General features: G+C 54.5%; 25 protein-coding genes. 24 read left to right on the top strand and 1 reads right to left on the bottom strand.

Going from position 1 to position 26,696, the window contains the following annotated elements; genetic code table 11:
• The first annotated feature begins 391 nt into the window (after positions 1-391).
• The 21 genes from trmJ to NCTC9997_RS02860 all read left to right on the top strand — a co-directional run bounded on the left by trmJ (position 392) and on the right by NCTC9997_RS02860 (position 20,200).
• Positions 392-1,141 (top strand): tRNA (cytosine(32)/uridine(32)-2'-O)-methyltransferase TrmJ, encoded by a 750-nt coding sequence (gene trmJ, locus NCTC9997_RS02760; protein WP_064977235.1) that lies wholly within the window; start codon positions 392-394, stop codon positions 1,139-1,141.
• Between the two features lie 77 nt (positions 1,142-1,218).
• Positions 1,219-1,719 (top strand): Fe-S cluster assembly transcriptional regulator IscR, encoded by a 501-nt coding sequence (gene iscR / locus NCTC9997_RS02765; protein WP_010862438.1) that lies wholly within the window; start codon positions 1,219-1,221, stop codon positions 1,717-1,719.
• Positions 1,720-1,760: 41 nt separating this feature from the next.
• Positions 1,761-2,975: an IscS subfamily cysteine desulfurase gene (locus tag NCTC9997_RS02770; RefSeq protein WP_010862437.1), complete on the top strand. Its 1,215-nt coding sequence runs from the start codon at positions 1,761-1,763 to the stop codon at positions 2,973-2,975.
• A gap of 24 nt (positions 2,976-2,999) precedes the next feature.
• Positions 3,000-3,389, top strand: a complete 390-nt coding sequence (gene iscU, locus NCTC9997_RS02775) for a Fe-S cluster assembly scaffold IscU (RefSeq protein WP_064977236.1) — start codon at positions 3,000-3,002, stop codon at positions 3,387-3,389.
• A gap of 33 nt (positions 3,390-3,422) precedes the next feature.
• Positions 3,423-3,746: an iron-sulfur cluster assembly protein IscA gene (gene iscA / locus NCTC9997_RS02780; RefSeq protein WP_010862435.1), complete on the top strand. Its 324-nt coding sequence runs from the start codon at positions 3,423-3,425 to the stop codon at positions 3,744-3,746.
• 27 nt (positions 3,747-3,773) lie between these two features.
• Entirely contained in the window at positions 3,774-4,292 is a 519-nt protein-coding gene (hscB, locus tag NCTC9997_RS02785; RefSeq protein WP_064977237.1) for a co-chaperone HscB, read from the top strand.
• A 14-nt stretch (positions 4,293-4,306) separates the two neighbouring features.
• Positions 4,307-6,160: a Fe-S protein assembly chaperone HscA gene (gene hscA / locus NCTC9997_RS02790; RefSeq protein WP_064977238.1), complete on the top strand. Its 1,854-nt coding sequence runs from the start codon at positions 4,307-4,309 to the stop codon at positions 6,158-6,160.
• Positions 6,161-6,162: 2 nt separating this feature from the next.
• Positions 6,163-6,501 carry an ISC system 2Fe-2S type ferredoxin gene (fdx, locus tag NCTC9997_RS02795; RefSeq protein ID WP_039046707.1) on the top strand — a complete coding sequence of 113 codons (339 nt, stop codon included), beginning with the start codon at positions 6,163-6,165 and terminating at the stop codon, positions 6,499-6,501.
• 47 nt (positions 6,502-6,548) lie between these two features.
• The gene (iscX, locus tag NCTC9997_RS02800; RefSeq protein ID WP_064977239.1) at positions 6,549-6,749 is read left to right on the top strand and encodes a Fe-S cluster assembly protein IscX; all 201 of its coding nucleotides are present in this window, start codon (positions 6,549-6,551) and stop codon (positions 6,747-6,749) included.
• Between the two features lie 214 nt (positions 6,750-6,963).
• Positions 6,964-8,268, top strand: a complete 1,305-nt coding sequence (pepB, locus tag NCTC9997_RS02805; protein WP_230405849.1) for an aminopeptidase PepB — start codon at positions 6,964-6,966, stop codon at positions 8,266-8,268.
• A 125-nt stretch (positions 8,269-8,393) separates the two neighbouring features.
• Positions 8,394-9,674: an aminopeptidase PepB gene (gene pepB / locus NCTC9997_RS02810; RefSeq protein ID WP_064977240.1), complete on the top strand. Its 1,281-nt coding sequence runs from the start codon at positions 8,394-8,396 to the stop codon at positions 9,672-9,674.
• Positions 9,675-10,052: 378 nt separating this feature from the next.
• Positions 10,053-10,481 (top strand): nucleoside-diphosphate kinase, encoded by a 429-nt coding sequence (gene ndk / locus NCTC9997_RS02815; protein ID WP_064977241.1) that lies wholly within the window; start codon positions 10,053-10,055, stop codon positions 10,479-10,481.
• A 233-nt stretch (positions 10,482-10,714) separates the two neighbouring features.
• Entirely contained in the window at positions 10,715-11,836 is a 1,122-nt protein-coding gene (gene rlmN, locus NCTC9997_RS02820; protein ID WP_010862427.1) for a dual-specificity RNA methyltransferase RlmN, read from the top strand.
• A gap of 53 nt (positions 11,837-11,889) precedes the next feature.
• Positions 11,890-12,645, top strand: a complete 756-nt coding sequence (gene pilW / locus NCTC9997_RS02825) for a type IV pilus biogenesis/stability protein PilW (RefSeq protein ID WP_039046710.1) — start codon at positions 11,890-11,892, stop codon at positions 12,643-12,645.
• Entirely contained in the window at positions 12,635-13,654 is a 1,020-nt protein-coding gene (rodZ, locus tag NCTC9997_RS02830) for a cytoskeleton protein RodZ (RefSeq protein ID WP_064977242.1), read from the top strand. Before pilW ends, rodZ begins: the two co-directional genes overlap by 11 nt.
• A 9-nt stretch (positions 13,655-13,663) precedes the next feature.
• Positions 13,664-14,785 (top strand): flavodoxin-dependent (E)-4-hydroxy-3-methylbut-2-enyl-diphosphate synthase, encoded by a 1,122-nt coding sequence (gene ispG, locus NCTC9997_RS02835; RefSeq protein WP_010862423.1) that lies wholly within the window; start codon positions 13,664-13,666, stop codon positions 14,783-14,785.
• A 167-nt stretch (positions 14,786-14,952) separates the two neighbouring features.
• Entirely contained in the window at positions 14,953-16,224 is a 1,272-nt protein-coding gene (gene hisS / locus NCTC9997_RS02840; protein WP_010862422.1) for a histidine--tRNA ligase, read from the top strand.
• 18 nt (positions 16,225-16,242) lie between these two features.
• Positions 16,243-16,899 (top strand): YfgM family protein, encoded by a 657-nt coding sequence (locus NCTC9997_RS02845; RefSeq protein WP_064978416.1) that lies wholly within the window; start codon positions 16,243-16,245, stop codon positions 16,897-16,899.
• A 76-nt stretch (positions 16,900-16,975) separates the two neighbouring features.
• Complete coding sequence (gene bamB, locus NCTC9997_RS02850) at positions 16,976-18,160, top strand: outer membrane protein assembly factor BamB (RefSeq protein WP_064977243.1); 1,185 nt, start codon at positions 16,976-16,978, stop codon at positions 18,158-18,160.
• 82 nt (positions 18,161-18,242) lie between these two features.
• Positions 18,243-19,754 carry a ribosome biogenesis GTPase Der gene (gene der / locus NCTC9997_RS02855; protein ID WP_010862419.1) on the top strand — a complete coding sequence of 504 codons (1,512 nt, stop codon included), beginning with the start codon at positions 18,243-18,245 and terminating at the stop codon, positions 19,752-19,754.
• A gap of 188 nt (positions 19,755-19,942) precedes the next feature.
• Entirely contained in the window at positions 19,943-20,200 is a 258-nt protein-coding gene (locus NCTC9997_RS02860) for a zinc ribbon domain-containing protein (RefSeq protein WP_010862418.1), read from the top strand.
• 14 nt (positions 20,201-20,214) lie between these two features.
• On the opposite strand, the gene xseA is transcribed toward NCTC9997_RS02860, so the two are convergent.
• Positions 20,215-21,552: an exodeoxyribonuclease VII large subunit gene (xseA, locus tag NCTC9997_RS02865; protein WP_082935457.1), complete on the bottom strand. Its 1,338-nt coding sequence runs from the start codon at positions 21,550-21,552 to the stop codon at positions 20,215-20,217.
• A gap of 180 nt (positions 21,553-21,732) precedes the next feature.
• Between xseA and guaB the strand changes: the two genes are divergently transcribed.
• The 3 genes from guaB to NCTC9997_RS02880 all read left to right on the top strand — a co-directional run bounded on the left by guaB (position 21,733) and on the right by NCTC9997_RS02880 (position 26,681).
• On the top strand, positions 21,733-23,196 hold the full coding sequence (gene guaB, locus NCTC9997_RS02870) for an IMP dehydrogenase (protein ID WP_064977244.1): 1,464 nt from the start codon (positions 21,733-21,735) through the stop codon (positions 23,194-23,196).
• A gap of 87 nt (positions 23,197-23,283) precedes the next feature.
• On the top strand, positions 23,284-24,861 hold the full coding sequence (guaA, locus tag NCTC9997_RS02875) for a glutamine-hydrolyzing GMP synthase (protein ID WP_010862415.1): 1,578 nt from the start codon (positions 23,284-23,286) through the stop codon (positions 24,859-24,861).
• A 263-nt stretch (positions 24,862-25,124) separates the two neighbouring features.
• Positions 25,125-26,681: an AbgT family transporter gene (locus NCTC9997_RS02880; protein ID WP_064977245.1), complete on the top strand. Its 1,557-nt coding sequence runs from the start codon at positions 25,125-25,127 to the stop codon at positions 26,679-26,681.
• Positions 26,682-26,696 lie beyond the last annotated feature (15 nt).

Here is a 26,696-nt window from a genome sequence, read left to right on the forward strand (position 1 = left end):
GATCTGTTTATTGGCTGGTATAGCTGCGCCCCTTTGACGTGCTACTCGCGTGGCAAACTGCAAAGGATATAGGCGAAAACCGGCGAGATGATAAATCCATGTAAAAAGTAAGGCTATTGCCTATTCAGCCATTTTGGCGCTGCTCCGGCATTCCACGCTAAAGCGAAGATCCGCGTGCTTGTTATAAACTCGCGGCGCTATCCCGCGCCGGCTAAGCGCTACAGCCTGTAATAAGTGACCGACGATCTGTAGCACGAGGAAAGCAAACGTGCCGAACCGCACAGTTTCTGTATGCCGAATCCCTGCGCAAGCAGTTTTAAATATGTTAATATAATGCCCCTTTTCAGACCGCTGGTTTCGGCCGGCGGCGGTAACCCGATCAGAGCGATTCATGTTAGAAAATGTGCGGATTGTTTTGGTAGAAACCTCCCATACCGGCAATATGGGTTCTACCGCGCGAGCAATGAAAACCATGGGCTTAACCAACTTGTATCTGGTTAATCCGAAAGTTGAGCCCGACTCCCAGGCGATCGCCTTGGCTGCGGGTGCCAGTGACGTCATTGGCCAAGCCAAAATCGTCAGCTCGCTGGATGAAGCGATTGCCGGCTGTGCGCTGGTGATCGGTACCAGTGCTCGCTCGCGCAGTCTGCAGTGGCCACTGATTGAGCCGCGTGAATGTGGTCAGCGTATTGCAACTGAGTGTGCGCAGCATCCGGTTGCCTTGGTATTTGGCCGCGAACGTGTCGGGCTGACTAACGAAGAGCTGCAACAGTGCCACTTCCACGTCACCATTCCGGCCAATCCGGAGTACAGCTCGCTCAATCTGGCGATGGCGGTACAGCTGCTGTCGTATGAGATCCGCATGAACTGGCTGGAGCAGCAGCGTGTAGCAGCACCTGATTACTCGGGTCAAGTTACCGAATACCCGCTGATGGAAGATTTGAACCGCTTCTATCAACATCTGGAGCAAGTGCTGACAGACGTGCACTTCATCCGCAAAGCTAACCCTGGTTTGGTGATGAGCAAATTACGCCGGATGTATACCCGTGCGCGCCCTGAAGCGGCGGAGCTCAATATCCTGCGCGGTATGCTGAGCGGGATCCAGAAAGCGCTCAGTGATAAGTCACATAAATCCGACTAAAACAGTCAGGATAATACTTGACCAAAATAGTAGGAAATGGCACACTGCCAACATCTGAATATAAAGGATGAAGTGCCATGAGACTGACATCAAAAGGACGTTACGCAGTGACCGCTATGTTGGACGTGGCACTGCATTCCGAGCAAGGACCGGTATCACTGGCGGATATCTCTGAACGACAAGGGATATCGCTGTCATATCTGGAGCAGCTTTTTGCCAGACTGCGCAAACAAGGGCTGGTTAACAGCGTGCGTGGTCCGGGTGGTGGTTATCTGCTGGGTAAACCGTCTGACCAAATTGCGGTTGGTATGGTGATCTCCGCCGTGGATGAATCGGTAGATGCCACCAAGTGTTTAGGGAAAGGTGACTGTCAGGGCGGTGCCCGCTGCCTGACCCATGCGTTATGGCGTGATCTTAGCGATAGGATCAGTGGATTTTTAAATAACATTACGTTAGCCGAATTAATGGCCAATCAGGAAGTGTTGCAAGTTGCTGATCGTCAGGAACACGCACACCGTCCGGTAACCGTAGCCGCTGCCTCGCACCGTGATGCACATAGCATCAATCTGGGTGTGTGATTGGGATCCTGACCTCTGACGTAATGTGACGGAGCAATGAAATGAAATTGCCTATTTATCTTGATTATTCGGCCACCTGCCCGATGGATCCGCGTGTTGCGGAAAAAATGATGCAGTTCATGACCATGGACGGCACCTTTGGTAACCCAGCATCTCGCTCCCACCGTTTTGGTTGGCAGGCAGAAGAGGCGGTGGATATCGCCCGTAACCAGATTGCTGAGCTGGTGAATGCTGATCCGCGTGAAATCGTGTTTACCTCTGGGGCAACCGAAGCGGATAACCTGGCTATCAAAGGGGTGGCGAACTTCTACGGTAAAAAGGGTAAGCACATCATTACCTGTACCACCGAGCACAAAGCAGTGCTGGATACCTGCCGCCAGATGGAGCGTGAAGGCTTCGAAGTGACGTATTTGGATCCAGAATCCAACGGTCTGGTGGATCTGGCGAAGCTGGAAGCGGCCATGCGCCCGGATACCATTTTGGTTTCCATCATGCATGTGAACAACGAAATCGGTGTGATTCAGGATATCGCCACTATCGGTGAAATGTGCCGTAGCCGTGGCATCCTGTTCCATGTCGATGCCACTCAGAGCGTGGGCAAGCTGCCTATCGATCTGGCTGAGCTGAAAGTGGATTTGATGTCTTTCTCCGCCCACAAAGTGTACGGCCCGAAAGGTATCGGCGCGCTGTATGTTCGCCGTAAGCCACGGGTACGTCTGGAAGCGCAAATGCACGGTGGTGGCCATGAACGCGGCATGCGTTCTGGTACTTTGCCGGTCCACCAAATTGTGGGGATGGGCGAAGCGTACCGCATTGCTAAAGAAGAGATGGCCGAAGAGATGGCCCGCATCCGCACCCTGCGTGACCGTTTGTGGAATGGTCTGAAAGACATGGAAGCGGTGTACGTGAACGGCGATCTGGAACAGCGTATGGCCGGTAACCTGAACGTCAGCTTTGCTTTCGTGGAAGGGGAATCCCTGATCATGGCGCTGAAAGACTTGGCGGTATCCTCCGGTTCTGCCTGTACTTCCGCCAGTTTAGAGCCGTCTTATGTATTGCGTGCGCTGGGTCTGAACGATGAGCTGGCACACAGTTCTATCCGCTTCTCCATTGGTCGTTATACCACGGAAGAAGAGGTCGATTACGCCATTGAGCTCTGCCGCTCTGCGGTAACCCGCCTGCGTGAGTTATCTCCGCTGTGGGACATGTACAAAGAAGGTATCGATCTGAATACCGTTGAGTGGGCGCATCATTAATTTCGGTTTATGAGGAGTTAGGCTATGGCATACAGTGATAAAGTTATCGACCACTATGAAAACCCGCGTAACGTTGGTGCGTTTGATAAGAATGACGCCAACGTCGGTAGCGGTATGGTCGGGGCGCCTGCCTGTGGCGACGTGATGAAGCTGCAGATCAAGGTTAACGACGCCGGCATCATCGAAGATGCTCGCTTTAAAACTTACGGTTGTGGCTCTGCCATTGCATCCAGCTCACTGGTCACCGAATGGGTGAAAGGTAAGTCTCTGGATGAAGCAGCGGCCATCAAAAACACCGATATCGCCGAAGAACTGGCGCTGCCACCGGTGAAGATTCACTGCTCGATTCTGGCGGAAGATGCGATTAAAGCCGCAATTGCCGATTATAAGAGCAAGCACGACGTCGCAGAATAATACGAAGAACGATACAAAGAGGTTGTAGAGCAAATGGCAATCACCATGACTGAAAGTGCAGAAAGCCGTGTCCGCACGTTTTTACAAAACCGCGGCAAAGGTATCGGACTGCGTCTGGGGGTAAAAACCTCCGGTTGTTCCGGTATGGCTTATGTACTGGAGTTTGTTGATGTACTGAACGACGATGACGTAGTGTTTGATAACAACGGCGTTAAGGTGATTGTCGATACCAAGAGCCTGCAATTTCTGGACGGAACTGAACTGGACTTCGTCCGTGAAGGCCTGAACGAAGGCTTCAAGTTCAACAATCCGAATGTTACCGGTGAGTGCGGTTGCGGCGAAAGTTTCAACGTCTGACCGGTCACTGACATCAGGTTGTGACCGATGAACTATTTTGACTTATTCGGGCTGCCCGTTGACTTTCAGGTTGACGGCAGCCTTTTAACCGTCCGGTACCGTGAACTGCAAAAACAGTGTCATCCGGATAATTTTGCCACGGCGTCCGAGCGTGATCGTCTGCTGGCAGTCCAGCAAGCCGCGCGTATCAATGACGGCTACCAAACGCTGAAAGATCCGTTGCGACGCGCCGAATATTTGCTGGCGCAACAAGGGCTGGAGCTGGCTGGCGAGCAGCACACCATGCACGACACCGAGTTCTTGATGCAGCAAATGATGCTGCGTGAAGAGCTGGAAGAGATTGCCGAGCAAGGGGATGCGGCCGAAGACGCGCTGTCAGCCTTTGAACAGCGAGTGGCACACATGCATGCCCAACGTATGCAGCAACTGAGCGATGCACTGGCACAACAGCAGTGGTATGTCGCGGCTGACACGGTACGCAAACTGAAGTTTCTAGCCAAACTCCGGCAGGAAGTTGAGCGACTGGAAGACAACTTGCTGGGGTAATAACGGAAAAGACAATGGCGTTATTACAAATTGCTGAACCCGGCCAGATGGCTGCACCGCATCAGCATCGTCTGGCGGCGGGAATTGATTTGGGGACCACCAACTCACTGGTGGCCTCGGTACGCAGCGGGCAAGCACAAACGCTGCCAGATGCCGAAGGGCGTCATTTGCTGCCTTCGGTAGTTCACTACGGTGCGGGCGAACAAAGCCTGTCCGTGGGTTGGGATGCGCGTGCCAATGCCGCACGTGATCCAGCTAACACCATCATTTCGGTAAAACGCCTGATGGGGCGTTCGCTGGCCGATATCCAAGCGCGTTATCCAAGCTTACCTTATCAGTTTGAGGCTTCAGCCAATGGCCTGCCGCAGATCCGCACTGTACAGGGCGAGGTCAATCCGGTGCAGGTATCGGCTGAGATCTTAAAAGCGCTGAGTGCGCGCGCCGAAGCCACACTGGGTGGCCCGTTAAGTGGCGTGGTGATCACTGTGCCGGCTTACTTTGATGATGCGCAGCGCCAAGGCACCAAAGATGCTGCGCGTTTAGCCGGTCTGCATGTCTTGCGTCTACTCAATGAACCGACTGCTGCGGCGATTGCCTATGGCCTAGATTCCGGCCAAGAAGGGGTGATCGCGGTTTATGACTTAGGCGGCGGTACCTTCGATATCTCGGTGTTGCGTTTGTCACGTGGCGTGTTTGAAGTGCTGGCGACCGGCGGTGATTCCGCGCTCGGTGGCGACGACTTTGACCATCTGCTGGCCGACTGGCTGGCCGAACAAGCGGGGATCAGCACGCCGGACTCGCAGTTGCAACGTCAACTGCTGGACGAAGCTATCCGCGCCAAAATTGCCTTGAGCGATGCCGAGAGCGTCAGTGTACAAATTGCTAACTGGCAGGGCCACGTGAGCCGTGAGCAGTTTGCTAGCTTGATCCGTCCGCTGGTGAAGAAAACCTTACTGGCTTGTCGCCGCGCATTGAAAGATGCCGGTATCAGCGCCGAAGAGGTGCTGGAAGTGGTGATGGTGGGCGGCTCGACTCGTACCCCACTGGTCCGCGAGATGGTGGGCGAGTTCTTTCATCGTCAGCCACTGACCTCGATTGATCCTGACAAAGTGGTAGCGATTGGCGCCGGTATTCAGGCCGATATTTTGGCCGGTAACAAGCCAGATGCCGAAATGCTGCTGCTGGATGTGATCCCACTGTCGCTGGGGATCGAAACCATGGGCGGATTGGTCGAGAAAATTATTCCGCGTAACACCACCATCCCTGTGGCGCGCGCGCAAGAATTTACCACCTTCAAAGATGGTCAAAGCGCCATGATGGTGCACGTGGTGCAAGGCGAGCGTGAGCTGGTGGATGATTGCCGCTCACTGGCGCGCTTTACCCTGCGTGGCATTCCGGCCATGCCAGCCGGTGGCGCGCACATTCGCGTGACCTATCAGGTGGATGCCGATGGTTTGCTGAGCGTCACCGCGATGGAGAAGTCCACCGGTGTGCAATCCTCGATTCAGGTTAAACCGTCTTACGGCCTGACCGACGATGAAATTGTCGGCATGCTGCGCGACTCAATGGCCAATGCCGAGCAGGATATGCAAGCGCGTATGCTGGCTGAACAGCAAGTGGAAGCCGATCGGGTAGCTGAGAGCTTGAGCGTGGCGTTGGAAAAAGACGCGGCGCTGCTGAGCGCCGCTGAGCTAGCCACGATCGAGCAGGCGCTGGGCGCCCTGCGCACCGCCCGTCAAGGCGATCGCGCTGCCGATATTGAAGCGGCCATTAAAGCCGTGGATGCTGCAACCCAAGAGTTTGCAGCACGTCGTATGGATGAATCAATCCGCCGGGCACTGACCGGCCACTCTGTGGATGAGATGTAATTATGCCTAAAATTGTCTTTTTACCGCATCAGAGCCTGTGTCCGGATGGCATGGTGGTCGACGCCGCCGAAGGCGAAACCATTTTGGATGCGGCACTGCGTAACGGCATCGAAATTGAGCACGCGTGTGAAAAGTCCTGTGCTTGCACCACGTGTCACTGCATCGTGCGCGAAGGTTTTGACTCGCTCAATGAGAGCGATGAGCTGGAAGATGACATGCTGGATAAAGCCTGGGGGCTGGAGCCGGAAAGTCGTCTGAGCTGTCAGGCGCGTGTTAGCGATGAAGATTTGGTGGTGGAGATCCCACGCTACACCGTCAACCACGCACGCGAACATCATTAATACCGTCCGGTAGTCGAAGACTGCCGGTTACAGGGAGGATGGAGAAGATGGGCTTACGCTGGCAAGACAGTCATGACATTGCTCTGGCGCTGCTGGAGCAGTTTCCGGATACCGATCCGAAAACCGTTCGTTTTACCGATCTGCATCGCTGGATCTGTGAGTTGGATGAGTTTGATGATCAACCGGATCGTTCGAACGAAAAAATTCTCGAAGCGATCATCCTGTGTTGGATGGATGAAGCAGATTAAGACCGGGGCCTAAGGGTTCCGGCGCTGTAATCACTGAACGGCTGCCGTATTTCGGCGGCCGTTTTTTTATTCTGATCGCCTGTCACGTCCCTTTACATCCCCCGTTGCAAAATCACCCGCAAAAAACTGCCGCATTGCGCCTAAGATATGTTAACAATGTGCGGTTATCCTTTTAAAAACACTCACACGAACAAGAGATCACAAGGAGTGGTTTATGTCTGAACTGATGTCCGTTTTTCTATCAACCGAGCCGGCCGATAGCCGCTGGGGGGATAAAGCGCTACTGAGCATGAGCGATTTGGGTGTGTGTATTCACCTGCAAGGCAACAGTGCCGAGTGTGTACAAAAAGCGGCGCGTAAATTAGATGGCCAAGGGATCCGCCGCGTGCGTCTGGCCGGTGATGGCTGGGATCTGGAATCCTGCTGGGCATTCCATCAAGGTTTTCGCGCCAGTAAAGGTGAGCGTTTCGCCGAGCTGCCGACCTTGCCCGATGAGCAGCAACGTGAGCTGAATGCCCGTATTCGCTGCGGTGACTGGGTGCGCGATACCATTAACTTGTCGGCTGAAGAGTTAGGCCCGCAACAATTGTCGGTACGCGCTGCCGCATTTATCAAAGAGCTGGCGGGCGATAAGGTGAGCTTTAAAGTGATCACCGGCTCTGAGCTGCGTGAGCAGCAATACAACGGCATTTATACCGTGGGCCGCGGCTCCGATCGCGTGCCTGCGATGTTACAGCTGGATTTCAACCCTAGTGGTCAGGCCGATGCCCCAGTATTGGCGTGTTTGGTGGGCAAAGGCATCACTTTTGACTCCGGTGGTTACAGCATCAAGCCGAGCGGCACCATGGACTCCATGAAATCTGACATGGGCGGTGCGGCCTTGGTCACCGGTGCGCTGGGGCTGGCGATTGCCCGTGGTTTGAACCAGCGGGTGAAACTGTATCTGTGCTGCGCCGAGAACATGGTCAGCGGCAATGCCTATAAGCTGGGTGATATCATTCGTTACCGTAACGGCAAAACCGTTGAGATCCTCAATACTGATGCCGAAGGCCGTCTGGTATTGGCCGATGGTCTGCTGGATGCCGATCAGCAAAATGCCGGTTTGATTATCGACTGCGCAACCCTGACGGGCGCGGCGAAAACCGCGCTGGGCAACGATTACCACGCGCTGTTCAGCTTCGATGAAGCGCTGAGCGCGCAGATGCTGACGGCGGCGCAAGAAGAGCAAGAGGCGTTCTGGCGTTTGCCGTTGGCCGAACTGCACCGCCAGCAGTTGCCATCGAACTTTGCTGACCTGTGCAATATCGCGACCTCGCCATATACCGCGGGCGCCAGCACAGCTGCCGCGTTCCTGTCTTACTTTGTGTGTGATTATCGTCGTAACTGGCTGCACATCGACTGCTCGGCCACTTACCGCAAAGGCGCCAGCGATCTGTGGTCTGTTGGGGCGACCGGCATTGGTGTTCGCTCTCTTGCGAACTTGCTGCTCAAGCGTGCGGCAGACGCTGCGCACGCGTAATGGCGCACGCATTAACGGTTCACCGCGGTCATCCGAGTCCGCGCGCTTGCGCGGTACTCGATGAGGCGGGGCTGTTGTGCGTTTCGGTGCAAACATTCAGATAATCGAACACCTTGGAGGTGATCATGACGATCGCAGTCTATTTAACCACCAAGACGCCTGAAGCGCCTTGGTCGGCGCAGGCGCCGGTATCTTTGCATGACAATCAGGTCTGGTTGCATGTGGATCCGCAGTACTCGCTGCGCCGAATTCAAAAAGCCGCGCGTGCGTTACAGTCAATGGGTATCAATGCCGTTGAGCTGTGCGGTGAGCAGTGGAGCGAAGCGGCGCAGTGGGCCTTTGCCAATGGTTTTACCACCGCCAAAGGCGGCCAGCAGATCACTTGGCATCAAGGCGATCAGGCGGTGCAAACCCGTTTGCAGCAGCGCATGAAAGCGGTCAGTTGGCTGCGTGAGGTGACCAATGCGGCGCCGCAAGATATGACGCCGTCAGTTCTGGCGCAAAGAGCGGAAACCTTTATTCGCAGCTGTACCGAGCAGTTTATCAATACCCGCTGGATAGATGATGGCGATCTGCTCGCCCAAGGTTATGTTGGTGTGCACAGTGTCGGGCGTGGCAGCAGCAATACGCCGGTATTTTTGGAAATCGATGTTAATGCGGGCGCAGGCCCGGTTGCCGCTTGTCTGGTGGGTAAGGGGATCACCTTTGACTCCGGCGGCTACAGCATCAAGTCCAGCGAAGGCATGCTGCACATGAAATGCGACATGGGCGGCGCGGCGACTGTTACTGCCGCGTTGGGCTTGGCGTTGATGCAAGGTCTTAACCGTCACGTGAAGTTGTTCTTGTGCTGTGCGGAAAACCTGATTGCCGGTAACGCCTATAAACTGGGTGATATTCTGCATTATCGCAATGGGGTGAGCGTCGAGGTGGTCAATACCGATGCGGAAGGGCGTCTGGTGCTGGCTGATGGTTTGATTGATGCCACGGCTACTGGCGCGCCACTGATCATTGATGCGGCGACCTTAACCGGTGCGGCGGTGACCGCGCTGGGGGATAACTACAACGCCCTGTTCGCGCTGGATCATGACTTGCTGCAACAGGCGCAAGCTGTGGCGGCTGAGGTCAGTGAACCGGTGTGGCCATTGCCACTGGAGCCTTGGCATCAAGAGATGTGCCCATCTGCCTATGCCGATACCGCCAACAGTCGGGCGGTGAAAGGGGGCGGCGCCGGTGGTGCGTCCAACGCGGCCGGCTTTTTGTCGCGCTTTGCCCCAGAAAATGGCAAGGGATGGTTGCATATCGATTTGGCCGCCAGCTTTGCTGATAGCAGCAACAGCCTGTGGGCTGCGGGTGCCACAGGTCAAGGCGTGGCGACCATCGCACGCTTGCTGTTAACGCGCACCTGATTGTTTTCGTGACTCACCTATTCGCGACGTCTACAACGAAGACGTGAATCCCCGGTCTGTTCATCTTCGCGATGAACAGACCGGTAATCGTGGAGTGAAACGTGGGTGCCACGGATTATGGCCGGCGAGCGTTCGCTTCAGACGATACGGTTAAGTAAACGTGTGACATGACCCCTCATTGGGGGCGTAATCACATCAATAACACCGCACGCAGGCATTTTGTTATGTTGTTTTGGTTAACGAAATGTTTATATAATGTGCGTGTTTGACGGGGGCAATATGCGCATTGCTTACCCCGTAGGACGGAACCCAACACTGGCGGTGCATGTCGCCAACAAAACGTAAAACAGCCCTAAAATAACAACGATAGGACATATCATGGCTCTCGAACGTACATTCTCGATCATCAAACCGGATGCGGTTGCCAAAAATCTGATTGGTGCCATCTATTCTCGCTTTGAAGCGGCCGGTTTACGCATTGTGGCCGCCAAAATGCTGCATCTGAGCTCTGAGCAAGCGGCCGGTTTTTACGCGGAGCATCAGGGCAAACCATTTTATGATGATCTGGTCTCCTTTATGACTTCAGGCCCTATCATGGTGCAAGTGCTGGAAGGGGAAGACGCTATCCGCCGTCACCGTGAGATCATGGGCTCAACCAATCCTGCGCAGGCGCAAGCCGGAACACTGCGCGCGAACTATGCCGAAAGCATGAGCCGTAACGCCGTGCATGGCTCTGACGCCCCTGCGTCTGCCGAGCGTGAAATTGCTTATTTCTTCACGCCAGCGGAAGTTTTTCCACGCGCCTAATCGCCTTTGCTGCGTGCCAATGTGCGCCGCCTAGGTGAACCTATTTCCTAAGGGAGCTACGGCTCCCTTTTCTGTTTCCAGATTGTTTCTGCTCTTTGCCGTCTGTGAGTGGAAAGCCTATCTTAAAGTTTGTACAATGCCGCGCCCTTGTCTGCACAGTTTGCATATTGCGCCAGTGTATTAAGGGGCGACTTATTTCCTTTCACGCCATAACGTGTAATAACGAGGCAAGCATGTCCAACACCAAAATTAACCTTCTTGATCTGAACCGTGAAGCGATGCGCGCGTTTTTTGCCGATTTGGGCGAAAAGCCTTTCCGCGCCGATCAGGTCATGAAATGGATTTACCACTTTGGCTGCGATGATTTCGACGCCATGACCAATATCAACAAGGTGTTGCGCGGTAAACTCAAGGAAGTCGCCGAAATCCGAGCGCCGGAGATTGTTGCAGAGCAGCGCTCCAGTGACGGTACGATCAAATGGGCACTGGCGGTGGGCGACCAGCGCGTAGAAACCGTGTATATCCCAGAAGATGACCGCGCGACCTTGTGCGTCTCTTCTCAGGTTGGTTGTGCGCTGGAATGTACGTTCTGCTCCACCGCGCAGCAAGGTTTTAACCGTAACCTGCGAGTTTCCGAAATTATCGGTCAGGTATGGCGCGCCGCGAAAACCATCGGTCCGGTGGCGACGAACAGCGGTCAGCGTCCTATCACCAACGTCGTGATGATGGGGATGGGCGAGCCATTGCTGAACGTCAGTAACGTGATTCCTGCGATGGAGATCATGTTAGATGATTTCGGATTTGGCCTGTCGAAACGCCGTGTTACCCTGTCTACATCTGGGGTGGTTCCGGCACTGGATAAGCTGGGTGACATGATTGATGTGGCACTGGCGATCTCCTTGCACGCGCCGACCGATGCTATCCGTGACGAAATTGTACCGATTAACCGCAAGTACAATATCGAGTCATTCTTGGCTTCTGTGCGTCGTTATCTGGAGAAATCCAATGCCAATCAGGGCCGCGTCACGGTAGAGTATGTGATGCTGGATCACATCAACGATGGCATCGAGCACGCGCATCAGTTGGCCGAGTGCCTGAAAGATACCCCGTGCAAAGTTAACCTGATCCCATGGAACCCGTTCCCGGGCGCGCCGTATGGCCGCAGCTCAAACAGCCGGATTGACCGTTTCTCCAAAACATTGATGGAATACGGCATTACCGTGATTGTGCGTAAAACCCGTGGTGACGATATCGATGCCGCCTGTGGTCAGTTGGCCGGTGAAGTGGTCGACCGGACTAAGCGCGTGTTGAAGAAACAGGCTCTCGGGGAACCTATCAGCGTTAAAACGGTCTAATTGTCAGAGATTTATTTCTGTTTGTTATAACAGCAGGGTAGCGATAGGAAAGCATGAGGCTAAAACCAGTATTACAAGCAGCGTTCATTTCTGTGTTGCTGTCGGGATGTGTCAGTAGTGTTCCCGAGCGGGCAGCCATTAACTCCGAAGATGCCGCGCAAGCACGCATCAATCTGGGGCTGGGCTATCTGCAACAGGGCGAAATGGTACTGGCACGCCAAAATCTTGAACGGGCGCAGGCCTTTGCGCCCGATGATTATCGCGTTCACATGGCTATGGCGTATTATCACCAGCGGGTCGGCGAATTTAGCAAGGCCGAAACCGATTACACCAAAGCCATGCGCTTAGCACCGAAAAACGGTGACATTCTGAATAACTACGGTGCATTTTTGTGCTCACAAGGCAAATATGCGCAGGCTGAGACACAATTCAAGGCCGCATTAACGATTCCGGACTATTATCGGACAGCAGATAGCCTCGAAAATATGGGGCTGTGTGCCATGCGAGCCGGTAAAACCCAAGAGGCTGAAGGCTACCTGATCCGGGCGCTTAAACATGAACCGGCAAAGGGATCTCGTCTCATGTTACTGGCTGACAATGAACTAAAATCAGGTAATCGTGCGCAGGCGCAGTTTATGCTTGCCACTTATGATCGCGTGTTACCACCCAGTGCTGACAGCCTGTGGATGCATATCCGTCTGGCGAAAATCAATAATCAGTACAGTGCGCTGAACCAATACGGTCAGCAACTGGCGCGCGAATATCCTCAATCTCAACGCTATCAGCAGTTTTTAGCCAATGAATACTGAAGCCCAACATACAGAAAGTCCGATGACGCCGGGACAGCGTCTGCGTCAGGCACGTGAACAACTTGGCTACTCACAGGCTCAGGTTGCCGAACGTTTGTGTTTAAAAAATTCTGTCGTGCGGGCGTTAGAGGAGGATACCCTGACCTCTGAGCTGGCACCGACCTTTATCCGTGGTTATGTCCGCTCCTATGCCCGACTGGTGAACCTGCCAGAGCAGGAGATGGTCGCGGCCATCAACGCTGTGCTGCCGGCAGAACCTGCACCACAACTCAACATGCAAAGCTTCTCTAGTAAAAAAGAGCGCCGCAGCCATGATAATCGGCTGATGCTGTTCACTTGGGTGTTGCTGTTTGTGGTCATCAGTTTGACCGGTCTGTGGTGGTGGCAAAATCATCAGGCGCAGCAAGCCGAGCTGGAGAAAATGACCAGCACCCTGCCGCCTGCTGAACAATCACAAACCATTAGCGAAACGCCGGCCGTGCCGGTGCCGGAAGATGCCACCACTAACGCTAATAGCGTAAGTGGCACGGCGACCGCGCCAGCGACCGATGCCAATGGCGCACCTCTGGCGGCTACCGCTGGCGTAGCTAGCGCGGTGACGCCAGCTACAGCGCAAGGCGCCACCGCACCGCTTGCCGCCAACGCGGCGCAGCCAGCCGTTGCTGAGATCAACGGTCAGCCAGTGGCGCTCAATGCCGATGGTAATCCGGTTGCCCCAGTGACAACGCCAGCCGAGGAAGCGGCGGCGGAAGTGGCAACCGCGGGTGCGTTGAATCTGGAGTTTACCGGTGATTGCTGGTTAGAAATTAAAGATGCAACTGGCCAGAAACTGACGAGCGGGTTGCAAAAACAAGGGGCGAAACTGAGCTTGTCCGGTACGCCGCCTTACCGTCTGACCATTGGGGCGCCGGGCGCCGTTAACCTGAGTTTCGAAGGGAAACCGGTTGACCTGAGCCGCTACGCCGCCAGCGGCCGGGTGGCCCGCTTTACGCTGCCCCTGACAGAGTGATAGTAAGTTATGCATAAGGAATCGCCAATTCAACGGCGTAAATCACGCCAGATTTTCGTGGGTAATGTACCGGTTGGTGGTAATGCACCGATCTCCGTGCAGTCGATGACCAACACCCGTACCACCGATGTGGATGCGACAGTGGCGCAGATCCGCGCGCTGGAGCGAGTCGGGGCGGATATCGTACGGGTTTCGGTACCGACCATGGATGCGGCGGAAGCCTTTAAACTGATCAAGCAGCAGGTGACGGTACCGCTGGTGGCCGATATCCACTTCGATTACCGCATCGCGCTGAAAGTGGCTGAGTACGGGGTTGACTGTTTGCGCATCAACCCGGGCAATATTGGCCGTGAAGATCGCATTCGCGCCGTTGTGGATTGCGCGCGCGATAACAATATCCCGATTCGGATCGGCGTGAACGCCGGCTCGCTGGAGAAGGATATCCAAGAAAAATACGGTGAGCCGACGCCGCAAGCGTTGGTGGAATCTGCACTGCGCCATGTCGAAATCCTCGACCGTCTGAACTTCCCTGATTTCAAAGTCAGTGTTAAAGCTTCGGATGTGTTCTTGGCGGTGCAAGCGTATCGCCTGCTGGCGCAACAGATCGAACAGCCTTTGCATCTGGGGATCACCGAAGCCGGCGGCGCACGTAGCGGCTCGGTCAAATCGGCGATCGGTCTGGGCATGTTGCTGGCCGAAGGTATCGGTGACACGCTGCGCGTTTCTCTGGCCGCTGATCCGGTTGAAGAGATCAAAGTGGGCTTTGATATCCTCAAAGCGCTGCGTATTCGCTCGCGTGGCATCAACTTCATCGCTTGCCCGACGTGCTCACGCCAAGAGTTTGATGTGATCAGCACTGTGAATGCGCTGGAGCAGCGCCTAGAAGACCTGATCACACCAATGGATGTATCTATCATCGGTTGCGTGGTCAATGGCCCGGGTGAAGCGCTGGTGTCCGATTTGGGCGTCACCGGTGGCAGCAACAAGAGCGGTTTTTACGAGGATGGCGTGCGTCAAAAGACCCGTTTTGACAACGACAATCTGGTCGACGAGCTGGAAGCCAAAATCCGCGCCAAAGCGGCGATGATGGATGAGCGCAACCGGATCGGCATCAATCAGATTGATGAGTGATCTGAACGCCGACAGCCTGTAACAACTGTAGCGGCGGCCTTGATTGAATCGGCGCTAACAAACTATTTATAATCCGCAAGGATCCTCCGGCAGTCGGCACCGATGCGACTGCCGGAGCAGTTTCGGATTCTGCGAAGAATACAGACAAATTACAAAAGAGAAGTGACGTGGCCAAACAAATCCAAGCCATCCGCGGGATGAATGACTGTCTGCCAAATGAAACCCCGGTCTGGCAAAAAATCGAAGGTACCATCAAGCGCGTTGTCGCGAGCTATGGGTACAGTGAAATCCGTATGCCTCTGGTGGAGATGACTCCGCTGTTCTGTCGTGCGATCGGTGAAGTGACCGACGTGGTAGAAAAAGAGATGTACACCTTTGAAGATCGCAACGGCGACAGCCTGACCCTGCGACCTGAAGGCACAGCAAGCTGTGTTCGCGCCGGTATCGAGCATGGCCTGCTGTACAATCAGGAACAGCGCCTGTGGTACATCGGCCCGATGTTCCGTCACGAGCGTCCGCAAAAAGGCCGTTATCGCCAGTTCCATCAGGTTGGGGTTGAAGTGTTCGGTCTGCAAGGCCCGGATATCGATGCTGAGCTGATCATGATGACCGCCCGTCTGTGGCGTGAGCTGGGGATTGCCGATCACGTACGTCTGGAGCTGAACTCGATCGGCTCTCTGGAAGCACGTGCTAACTACCGTACCGCGCTGATTGCATTCTTAGAGCAGCATATCGATGTGCTGGACGAAGATTGCAAGCGCCGCATGTACACCAACCCACTGCGCGTGCTGGATACCAAAAATGCCGATATCCAAGCGCTGCTGAACGATGCGCCGAAGCTGGCCGATTATCTGGACGACGAGTCGCGCGATCACTTCAACGGCTTGTGTGCGCTGCTGGATGCTGCCGGTATTGCTTACACCCTGAATAACCGTCTGGTGCGTGGTCTGGATTACTACAACCGTACCGTGTTCGAGTGGGTCACTGAAAGCTTGGGCTCTCAAGGTACCGTGTGTGGCGGTGGTCGCTACGATGGTCTGGTTGAGCAGCTGGGTGGTCACGCGACCACATCGGTGGGCTTCGCCATGGGCTTGGAGCGTCTGGTTCTGCTGGTGCAAACCGTTAACCAGAGCATTGAAATTAAAAATCCGGTTGATATTTATGTGGTTTCCGCCGGAGAAGGTACACTGACTGCGGCAATGTGTCTGGCCGAAAATCTGCGTGATTTGCTGCCAGAGCTGAACATCATGACTCACTGCGGTGGCGGTAACTTTAAAAAGCAATTCAAACGCGCAGATAAAGTGGGCGCACAGTATGCGCTGGTGCTGGGCGAGAGTGAAATCGCGACCGGTCAGGTAGTACTGAAAAACCTGCATACCTCAGATCAGGAAACCCTGAGTCAGGATGCAGCGGTGGCACGATTGGCGACACTGTTTTAATTAATGAGGATGGAATCGGTGGACATCTATACCACAGAAGAGCAGCAACTTGACGCGTTTCGTCAATGGTGGAAGGACAACGGCCGCGCCGTCATTATCGGTGCGGTACTGGGGTTAGGTGGATTGTATGGCTGGCGTTACTGGCAGTCTCATCAGCACAATAACTACACCGCAATGTCGACACAATACGAGCAAGTATTGACCGGTCTGAACACTGTGGCTGACGGCAGCAAAGCAGCCGACAGCACACAAGCGCAGGCGGTGGATAAGCAGGCTCAGGCGTTTATTGATGCCCATCCAGATACCTCCTATGGTGTGTTTACCGCGCTCGAGCTGAGCAAAGCGCAGATTGAACAAGGTAATTACGCCGCGGCAGCCAAGCAGCTGGAGTGGGCGCAGGCCAATACTCAAGATGCCACGCTGACTCCAGTTATCACTCTGCGTCTGGCGCGCGTTCAGCAGCAGCTGGGGCAGTCGGATAACGCACTGGCGACTTTGGATAAAATCACCTCTGCGGCTTGGAAACCACAAGCGCTGGCACTGCGTGGCGATATCCTGCTGAGCAAACATGATCTGGCTGGCGCGAAAGCGGCCTACACCCAGGCCATGACCGACGGTGCAAACCCGACGCTGCAAGGCATGTTGCAGATGAAGCTGAACGACTTATCCAACTAAGACGGCTCTCAGCGCGCATCACGTAAGTGGGGCGCGCTGCATCTTAGTGTGGCCATACGATTAAAGAGAGGTTGGCATGGCAAAGCGCCATCATCTGCTGGCAACCAGCTTGCTGGCAGCAACATTACTGAGCGGCTGCTCTTTGTTTAGCGGCGAAGAAGATGTGGTGAAGATGTCACCACTGCCGGTAGTGGAAAACCAGTTTAAAGTAGAAAAATTGTGGGATACCTCCGTGGGCAACGGCGTCGGTGATTTCTTCTCCCGTCTGCGTCCAGCTTATATGGATGGCAAGGTTTACGCCGCGTCCCGTAACGGCGAAGTCGCCGCTCTGGATGCCGAAAAAGGCAATGTGCTGTGGAAAACCAGCGTGGCGGAAAAATCCGGCTTCTTCTCTAGCAGCACTTCACCGATGTTAGCCGGTGGCGTGACTGCCGCTGATGGCTCAGTGTATGTGGCCAGCGAAAAGGCCGAGCTGTATGCCCTGAATGCTGACGATGGCAGCGTGAAGTGGACGGCGCGTGTTGGCGGCGAAGTGCTGTCACGTCCTGCCGTAGAAGACAATATAGTGCTGGTGCATACCACAAATGGTATGCTACAGGCCCTGAATGCCGATGATGGCCAGATCCGTTGGACGGCTAACCTAGATACCCCAACCCTGTCGATTCGCGGCGAGTCTAGCCCAGTGACAGCGTACGGTGCCGTGCTGGTGGGCGGCGACAGTGGCCGCGTGACCGCCATCATGATGGATCAAGGTCAGCTGATTTGGCAGCAACGTATCGCCAAGCCGGGTGGGGCGACTGAGATTGATCGCCTGTCCGATGTGGATGCCACGCCGATTGTGGTGAATAATGTGGTATATGCACTGGCGTATAACGGCGAGCTGTCTGCGCTGGATCTGCGCTCCGGTCAACCACTGTGGCGTCGTTCCTTTGGCTCCGTGAATGACTTTGTCATTGATGGCAACACCCTGTATCTGGTCGACAGCACCGGTCGCATTGTAGCGGTGGATATTCGCGGTGGCACCGAGCTGTGGAGCCAAAATGCTCTGCAGTACCGTGGTGTGACTGCGCCTGTGGTGTATGAAGGCTATCTGGTGGTTGGTGATGCCGAAGGCTACCTGCACTGGATGGATCTGGGTGATGGCCGTTTTGTCGCCCAGAGCAAAGTCGACAGCAGCGGTTTGTATGCCGAGCCAGTTGTGGCCGATGACACCTTGTTGGTGCAGGCCCGTAACGGTGATGTGATTGCACTGAAAAAATAAGTGCAAGCGTAGTAATTGGTGAGGTACGGCTCCTGATCTTGGGATCAGGAGCCGTTTTCTCTATAAGAAATAAGAGGTTTTTATGGTTCCTGTCGTCGCTCTAGTAGGACGTCCGAATGTGGGTAAATCCACGCTGTTCAATCGTCTTACCCGCACGCGGGATGCGTTGGTTGCTGATTTTCCCGGCCTGACCCGAGATCGCAAATATGGACGTGCGGTTCTATCCGGCCATGAGTTCATCGTGATTGATACCGGTGGTATTGACGGTACCGAAGACGGTGTGGAAACCAAAATGGCAGAGCAATCGCTGATGGCGATTGAAGAAGCCGATGTGGTGCTGTTTTTAGTGGATGCCCGTGCCGGCATGACCACCGCCGATCAGGCGATTGCCCAGCATCTGCGGATGCGTGAAAAACCAACCCTGGTAGTCGCGAACAAAGTTGACGGTATCGATGCCGATGCGCATTGCGCCGATTTTTACGCTCTGGGTTTGGGTGAGATTTATCAAATTGCTGCCGCGCATGGCCGTGGTGTGTCGGCTCTGATCGATCAGGCACTGGCTCCGCTGGTGTCTGAGATGGAAGAAGAAGAGCACGACGAGCTGGCCGATGAAGGCGATGATGGCTGGAATGAGCCAGAAGATCTGCAGTTTGATGAAAACGGCGATCTGATCGATTCTGAAGAGCTGGAAGACGAAGCGGAGCAGGCTCCGGATGATCGTCCAATCAAGATTGCTTTGGTCGGTCGTCCAAACGTGGGTAAATCCACGCTGACCAACCGTATTCTGGGCGAAGATCGCGTCGTGGTTTACGATATGCCGGGTACTACCCGTGACAGTATCTATATCCCGATGGAGCGTGATGGCCAAGACTACGTGGTGATCGATACCGCTGGGGTGCGTCGTCGCGGTAAAGTGACCGAGACGGTGGAGAAGTTCTCCGTTATTAAAACCCTGCAAGCAATCGAAGATGCTAACGTCGTTCTGCTGGTGCTGGATGCGCGCATGGGCATTTCCGATCAAGACCTGTCATTGCTCGGTTTCGTGCTGAATGCCGGTCGTTCGCTGGTCGTGGTGGTGAACAAGTGGGATGGTCTGGATCAATCAGTGAAAGATCGCGTCAAAGAAGAGCTGGATCGTCGTCTGGACTTCGTGGACTTTGCCCGTATTCACTTCATCTCGGCACTGCACGGCAGTGGCGTGGGTAACCTGTTTGAGTCGATCCAAGAAGCGTATTCGTCGGCGACCAAGCGTGTGAGCACGGCGATGCTGACCCGGATCATGCAGATGGCGACCCAAGATCACCAGCCACCAATGGTGAATGGTCGTCGTATTAAGCTCAAATATGCGCACACCGGTGGCCACAACCCACCGATCATCGTGATCCACGGTAACCAGCTCAAAGACTTGCCGGAGTCTTACAAGCGTTACCTGATGAACTACTATCGTCGTTCCTTGAAGATCATGGGTACGCCGATCCGCATTCAATTCCAAGAGACGTCGAACCCGTTTGGTCAGAAGCGTAACTTGCTGAGTGTGAGCCAGATGCACAAGCGTAAGCGTCTGCTGAAATTCATCAAAAAAGCGAAGAACTGATTTTCGTCTAGCGAAAGTTGGATCTTGCCTGTTGCACTATCGCGGGAGCCTTTGGGCTCCCGTGTTGCATTTTGGGTATACTGAACTCACGGTGCGGCAAAGGTGCGCTGGCATCGAGTGCCGCTTTACCAGTACAGCACACGTACAGAAAGTACCGTAGATCGAAATGGAAATATCAGGAGTCAGCGATGAGTGATACGCAAAGCGATATGCCAAATGGCGGTGAAAACAGCTGTCCACACTGTGCGGGCGAGTTAGTGTGGAGTAAAGGACATTATCACTGCCCAGAATGCGGCGAGAGTTTTATCCGGTTGGCTGATTGCCCTGAGTGCGGACAACCGCTGCAGCGTTTAGCGGCGTGTGGCGCTGAGAGTTATTTTTGTAATCACTGCAATGTGCCGCGCTCACGGCAGACATTGCAGTTTTATTTTCAAGCCGCTGAATAAGCGTATACCGCAGATTACTCGCGGGTACGCTCGACGCGGCTGTGCACCACGCCGTCGCTAAGACGAATTTGCAGGCTATCTCCGGCCTGCACTTGCTGCACCGAGGTGATGAGCTGGCGCTGTTCGTCTTGCACCACTGCATAGCCACGAGCCAGCGTTGCCAGTGGGCTGACTGCCTGCAGACGTGCGCCGAGTAGGCCCAAGGCCTGTCCATGCTGGTGCAGCAGGTGTTGCGTTTGCTGTGACAGGCGAGCCGTGAGCTGATCGAGCTGTTGTTGGCTGCGATCGATGCGCTGGCGTGGCGTTTGGGTATGCAGCCGATGTAACAGGCTATCAGTACGCTGCTGCTGGCGTTGCAACAGTCGCTCTGTGGCTTGCTGTAGGCGATGTTGTAAATCATCCAGCTGCATCTGCTGGCGCTGTAGACGCGCTTGTGGGTGTTGGCGAAGTAAACGGTGCTGTAAGCGCTCCAGATGCTGCTGCTGGCGCTGTAGCTGGCGTATCGCAGCTTGTTGTAAGCGATGCTGGCTCTGGCTTAGGCGCGTGAGCTGCGCTTGCTGGTCGCGACTGACTAATTCTGCTGCGGCGGACGGCGTTGGCGCGCGCAGGTCGGCAACAAAATCGGCAATGGTGACATCGGTTTCATGGCCAACGGCGCTGATCACCGGTAGTTGGCTGGCAAAAATTGCTCGTGCAACCGCTTCGTTGTTAAACGCCAGCAAATCTTCCCGTGCTCCACCGCCGCGCCCGACAATCAGCACATCACACTCCCGTCTGGCATTTGCTAGCGTAAGCGCTCGGATAATTTGCGCCGGCGCCTCGTTACCTTGCACCATCACCGGATAAATCACTACCGGCAGCATCGGATCGCGGCGCTGCAAGATTTGCAACATATCTTGCAAGGCGGCACCACTGGCGGAGGTGATGATCCCCACTTGCTTGGGATGCTCGGGCAGCGGCTTTTTAGCGCTTTGGGCAAATAATCCTTCTGCCGCCAGCTGCATTTTCAACTGCTCAAACTGCTGCTGTAAATCACCGGCCCCATCGGCCTGCATACCTTCCACGACCAGCTGATAATCGCCACGCGGCTCATACAGAGTGACATTCGCCCGAACCAACACTTGCTGGCCGTTTTGCGGCCGAAAGGTTACTTTGCGATTGCTGGTACGGAACATGGCGCAGCGGACTTGCGCTTGCAGGTCTTTGAGCGTGAAGTACCAATGGCCAGAAACGGGCATCGAAAGGTTGGAGATTTCCCCGCTGATCCAGATTTGTGTCAGTTGGCTTTCGAGGAGTAAACGTACCGCCTGATTGAGGCGAGAGACAGTGAAGATAGGACGGTTTTCTTGCAAAACAGCTCCGCGCAGATTACCGGCTGAAGAATGATGGTGATCAATCGATAGTACGTTACCTAGGCAAAAACGCAAGCAGCAAAGCGAAAAAACGTTTGGCTAATCGTTTACGTCATGTATAATGCGACGGCAATATTTTATCGAACTTTGAACTTCCACTTTCCCTGGTGAGATATTGCAATGTTAAGAATCGCAAAAGAAGCTTTGACCTTTGACGACGTTCTGCTCGTTCCTGCCCATTCTACTGTCTTACCAAACACTGCGAACTTGAGCACTCAGCTCACTAAAACCATTCGCCTGAACATTCCGATGCTGTCTGCTGCTATGGATACCGTGACCGAAGCGGATCTGGCTATTGCGCTGGCACAGGAAGGCGGTCTGGGCTTTATTCACAAGAATATGCCTATCGAGCGTCAGGCTGAAGAAGTCCGCAAAGTGAAAAAATATGAAAGTGGGGTGGTGAGCGATCCGGTGACCGTGAAGCCGACCACCACTATTCGCGAAGTGCTGGCGCTGACCGAGAAGAACGGCTTTGCCGGTTACCCAGTCGTGACCGATGAGCTGGAGCTGGTGGGGATCATCACCGGGCGTGATGTGCGCTTTGTGACTGACTTGGATCAGCCTGTAACCAAGGTGATGACACCAAAACCACGTATGGTGACTGTGCTGGAAGGCGCGCCACGCACCGACGTACTGGCGCTGATGCACGAGCGTCGCGTGGAAAAAGTGCTGGTGGTGGATCGCAGCTTCCGCCTCAAAGGCATGATCACAGTAAAAGACTTCCAAAAAGCCGAGCGTAAGCCGAATGCCTGTAAAGACGAACTGGGTCGCCTGCGTGTAGGCGCGGCCGTAGGTGCGGGCGCGGGCAATGAAGAGCGTATCGATGCGCTGGTGGAAGCTGGTATCGATGTACTGCTGATTGACTCCTCGCACGGTCACTCTGAAGGCGTATTGCAACGTATCCGTGAAACCCGCGCTAAATATCCTGATCTGCAAATCATCGGCGGTAACGTCGCTACCGCAGCCGGTGCATTGGCACTGGCCGAAGCCGGTTGCAGCGCCGTGAAAGTGGGCATCGGCCCAGGCTCTATCTGTACCACTCGTATCGTAACTGGCGTGGGTGTACCGCAAATTACCGCAGTATCTGATGCTGCTGCCGCGCTGGCGCCACTGGGCATTCCGGTGATTGCTGATGGTGGTATTCGTTTCTCTGGTGATATCGCTAAAGCCATTGCGGCAGGCGCTTCTTGCGTGATGGTTGGCTCGATGCTGGCCGGTACCGAAGAATCTCCAGGCGAAATCGAGCTGTATCAAGGCCGTGCATTCAAATCCTACCGCGGTATGGGTTCACTGGGTGCGATGTCAAAAGGCTCGTCTGACCGTTACTTCCAAAGCGACAACGCTGCCGACAAGCTGGTACCAGAAGGTATCGAAGGCCGTATCGCTTACAAAGGCAAACTCAAAGAGATCGTGCACCAGCAAATGGGCGGTTTGCGCTCTTGCATGGGCTTGACCGGTAGCGCCACCATCGAAGATCTGCGCACCAAGTCCGAGTTTGTGCGCATCACCGGTGCGGGCATGAAAGAAAGCCATGTACACGATGTCACCATCACTAAAGAGTCGCCGAACTACCGTATGGGCTGATTAGCCGCCTGTATGCTTGCAGCGGCGGCGTATGAATCCCGCCGCTGCAGTAACCTTTTTCGCCGTTAATTCAAAACAGAGTGACCGATGAGCAAAAATATTCACGACCACCGTATTCTGATCCTCGATTTTGGTTCTCAGTACACCCAACTGATTGCCCGCCGTATCCGTGAGATTGGCGTATATTGTGAATTGTGGGCCTGGGATGTCACTGAAGAGCAGATCCGCAGCTTTAACCCGAACGGTATTATCCTCTCTGGTGGCCCAGAAAGTACTACCGAGCAAGGTAGCCCACGTGCGCCGGAATATGTGTTCAACGCCGGTGTCCCGGTACTGGGCGTGTGCTATGGCATGCAGACCATGGCGATGCAGTTAGGCGGCATGGTGCACTCTTCTGACGAGCGCGAATTTGGCTATGCCAGTGTGGAAGTGCTGGGTAACAGCCGTCTGTTTGCAGGCGCACAAGACAGCGTGAATGCCGAAGGCAAACCACTGCTGGATGTGTGGATGAGTCACGGCGATAAAGTGACAGCGATTCCTTCTGATTTCAGCACTATTGCGGTAACGGATACCTGTCCGTTTGCGGCGATGGCTAACGAAGAAAAACGTTTTTACGGTGTTCAGTTCCACCCAGAAGTGACCCATACCCATCAGGGTAAGCGCATGCTGGAGAACTTCGTACTGGAGATCTGTGGCTGTGAAGCGCTGTGGACGCCAGCTACTATCATCGATGACGCGGTGGCTCGGATCCGCGAGCAAGTGGGCGATGATGAGGTGATCTTAGGTCTGTCCGGTGGTGTGGATTCTTCCGTAACCGCTATGCTGCTGCACCGCGCGATCGGTAAGCGTCTGACTTGTGTGTTCGTTGACAACGGTCTGCTGCGTTTGAACGAAGCGGATCAAGTGATGAACATGTTCGGCGATCAGTTTGGCCTGAACATTATCCGTGTGGAAGCCGAAGAGCGTTTCTTGACTGCACTGGCTGGTATTCAAGATCCAGAGCAAAAGCGTAAGACCATCGGTCGCGTGTTCGTGGAAGTGTTCGACGAGGAAGCCGGCAAACTCAGCAACGTGAAGTGGCTGGCGCAAGGCACTATCTATCCAGATGTGATTGAATCCGCTGCCTCCGCGACCGGTAAGGCACACGTGATCAAATCTCACCACAACGTAGGTGGATTGCCAGAAGAGATGGCGCTGGGTCTGGTTGAGCCGCTCAAAGAGCTGTTCAAAGACGAAGTGCGTCGTATTGGTTTGGAGCTGGGTCTGCCGTATAACATGCTGTACCGACACCCGTTCCCTGGTCCTGGTTTGGGGGTTCGCGTACTGGGTGAAGTGAAGAAAGAGTACTGCGATATCCTGCGCCGTGCCGATGCCATCTTTATCGAAGAGCTGCATAAAGCCAACTGGTACGACAAAGTCAGCCAAGCTTTCGTGGTCTTCCTGCCTGTGCGTTCGGTTGGGGTGATGGGCGATGGCCGCAAGTATGACTGGGTGGTCTCCCTGCGCGCGGTAGAAACCATCGACTTTATGACCGCCCATTGGGCGCACCTGCCGTATGAGCTGTTGGGCAAAGTGTCTAACCGAATCATCAACGAAATCAACGGTATTTCCCGCGTTGTTTACGATGTTTCTGGTAAGCCACCGGCAACTATCGAGTGGGAATAATCCTTCCTCTCTGACCGCTTTAGCTGTATCGGCGGTCAGCATATATCGATTTATCTTGCTTCGTCATGTTAGCCCCGCACTGCGGGGCTTTTTTGTATGAGTATTTGGCTAGGTTGATCACCTAATCGCAGAATGATATTTAGCGATCTGTGCTTATATTGTGTGAAATACGCTCTGTTTTTACTGCGGAAATAAGATGAAACAATTTGTTTATGCTAGCATGCACCGATTTTTCATCTTCAAATAACAAATGCAGGACGCGTATGAGTGAACAACAAGCACAACTCCCTTCGCCCACAATGATGACCCGTTTTTTAAACGCGGTTGAACGTGCGGGTAACAAACTTCCTGATCCAGCCATGATGTTTTTGTACGCCTTGCTGCTGGTGTGGGGCGTGTCAGCACTGCTGTCACAAGTGACCTTTGATCTGGTTAACCCTGTCAATGGCGAAACTGTACAGGTCAATAACCTGCTGACCGGTACGGCGCTAACCTCTTTCTTGGCCAATATGGTCACCACCTTTACCTCGTTTGCACCGTTGGGCATCGTACTGGTGGCCATGCTGGGGGTCGGTGTGGCGGAGCAGTCTGGCTACATCAACACCGGTTTGAAAAAACTGCTGCGGGTAACGCCGGGTCACATGCTGACCCCGATGCTGATTTTTGTCGCCATGCTGAGCCACACTGCGGCGGATGCGGGTTACGTGCTGGTGATCCCAATTGGTGGGATTATCTTCCACGCCGCGGGTCGTCATCCGCTGGTTGGTCTGGCCGCTGCCTTTGCCGGGGTATCGGGTGGATTTGCCGCAAACTTCATCCCGTGTGGTAACGATGCGCTGCTGCAAGGCTTTACCCAATCGGCCGCTCGTTTGCTGGATGGCGATTACACCGTTAACACGCTGTGTAACGTGTTCTTCGGTATGGCCTCTTCCCTGATGATCACACTGGTTGGCTGGTGGGTCACCGAGAAAGTGGTTGAGCCGCGCGTGAGCAAAATGAAGCTCAACGATACGCTGCCAGAGCCTGAAGACATGACCTCCTACAGCGAGGCGGAAAACCGTGGTTTCCGCGCTGCTAGCTGGGCGATGCTGGCCGGTCTTGGCCTGTTGGCCGCAGCGCTGTGGCCTGAGACATCACCGCTGCGCGCTGCTGATGGCTCACTGACCAGCTATGCTGCGCCGGTGATGAAGTCGATTGTGCCATTGATTTTCTTGCTGTTTATCTTCCCTGGCATTGTGTATGGCCGTGTAGCGGGTACTTTCAAGACCAGCAAAGACGTGATTGATGCCATGAGCAACACCATGAGCAAGATGGGCTCATACATGGTGATGGCGTTTTTCTGTGCGCAGTTCATCAAAGCGTTTGGCGATTCCAATCTGGGTACGCTGCTGGCGCTGTCAGGGGCGAATGTCCTCAAAGAGATGGCGTTGCCGGGCGAAGTGACCATCATCGGTATGGTTCTGCTGACGGCGATGGTTAACATCCTGATTGGCTCTGCGTCTGCAAAATGGGCGCTGTTGTCACCAATTATGGTGCCGATGCTGATGGCGGTGGGCTTGTCTCCTGAGCTGACGCAGGCAGCGTTCCGTATTGGTGACTCTACCACCAACATTATTACGCCGCTGATGGTGTTCTTCCCGCTGGTGGTGGTGTATTGCCAGCGTTATGTGAAAGAGACCGGGGTGGGTACGCTGGTGTCTATCATGATGCCGTACTCCATTGCCTTTATGATCAGTTGGATTTTGTTCCTGCTGGCATGGTGGGCGCTGGGGCTGCCGCTGGGTCTGCAAGCTGGTTATACCTATCCGGTTGCAGGTTAAGTTGGTCAGAACTAA

This window comes from Plesiomonas shigelloides (genome assembly GCF_900087055.1).
Classification (GTDB): domain Bacteria; phylum Pseudomonadota; class Gammaproteobacteria; order Enterobacterales; family CAMTGL01; genus Plesiomonas; species Plesiomonas shigelloides.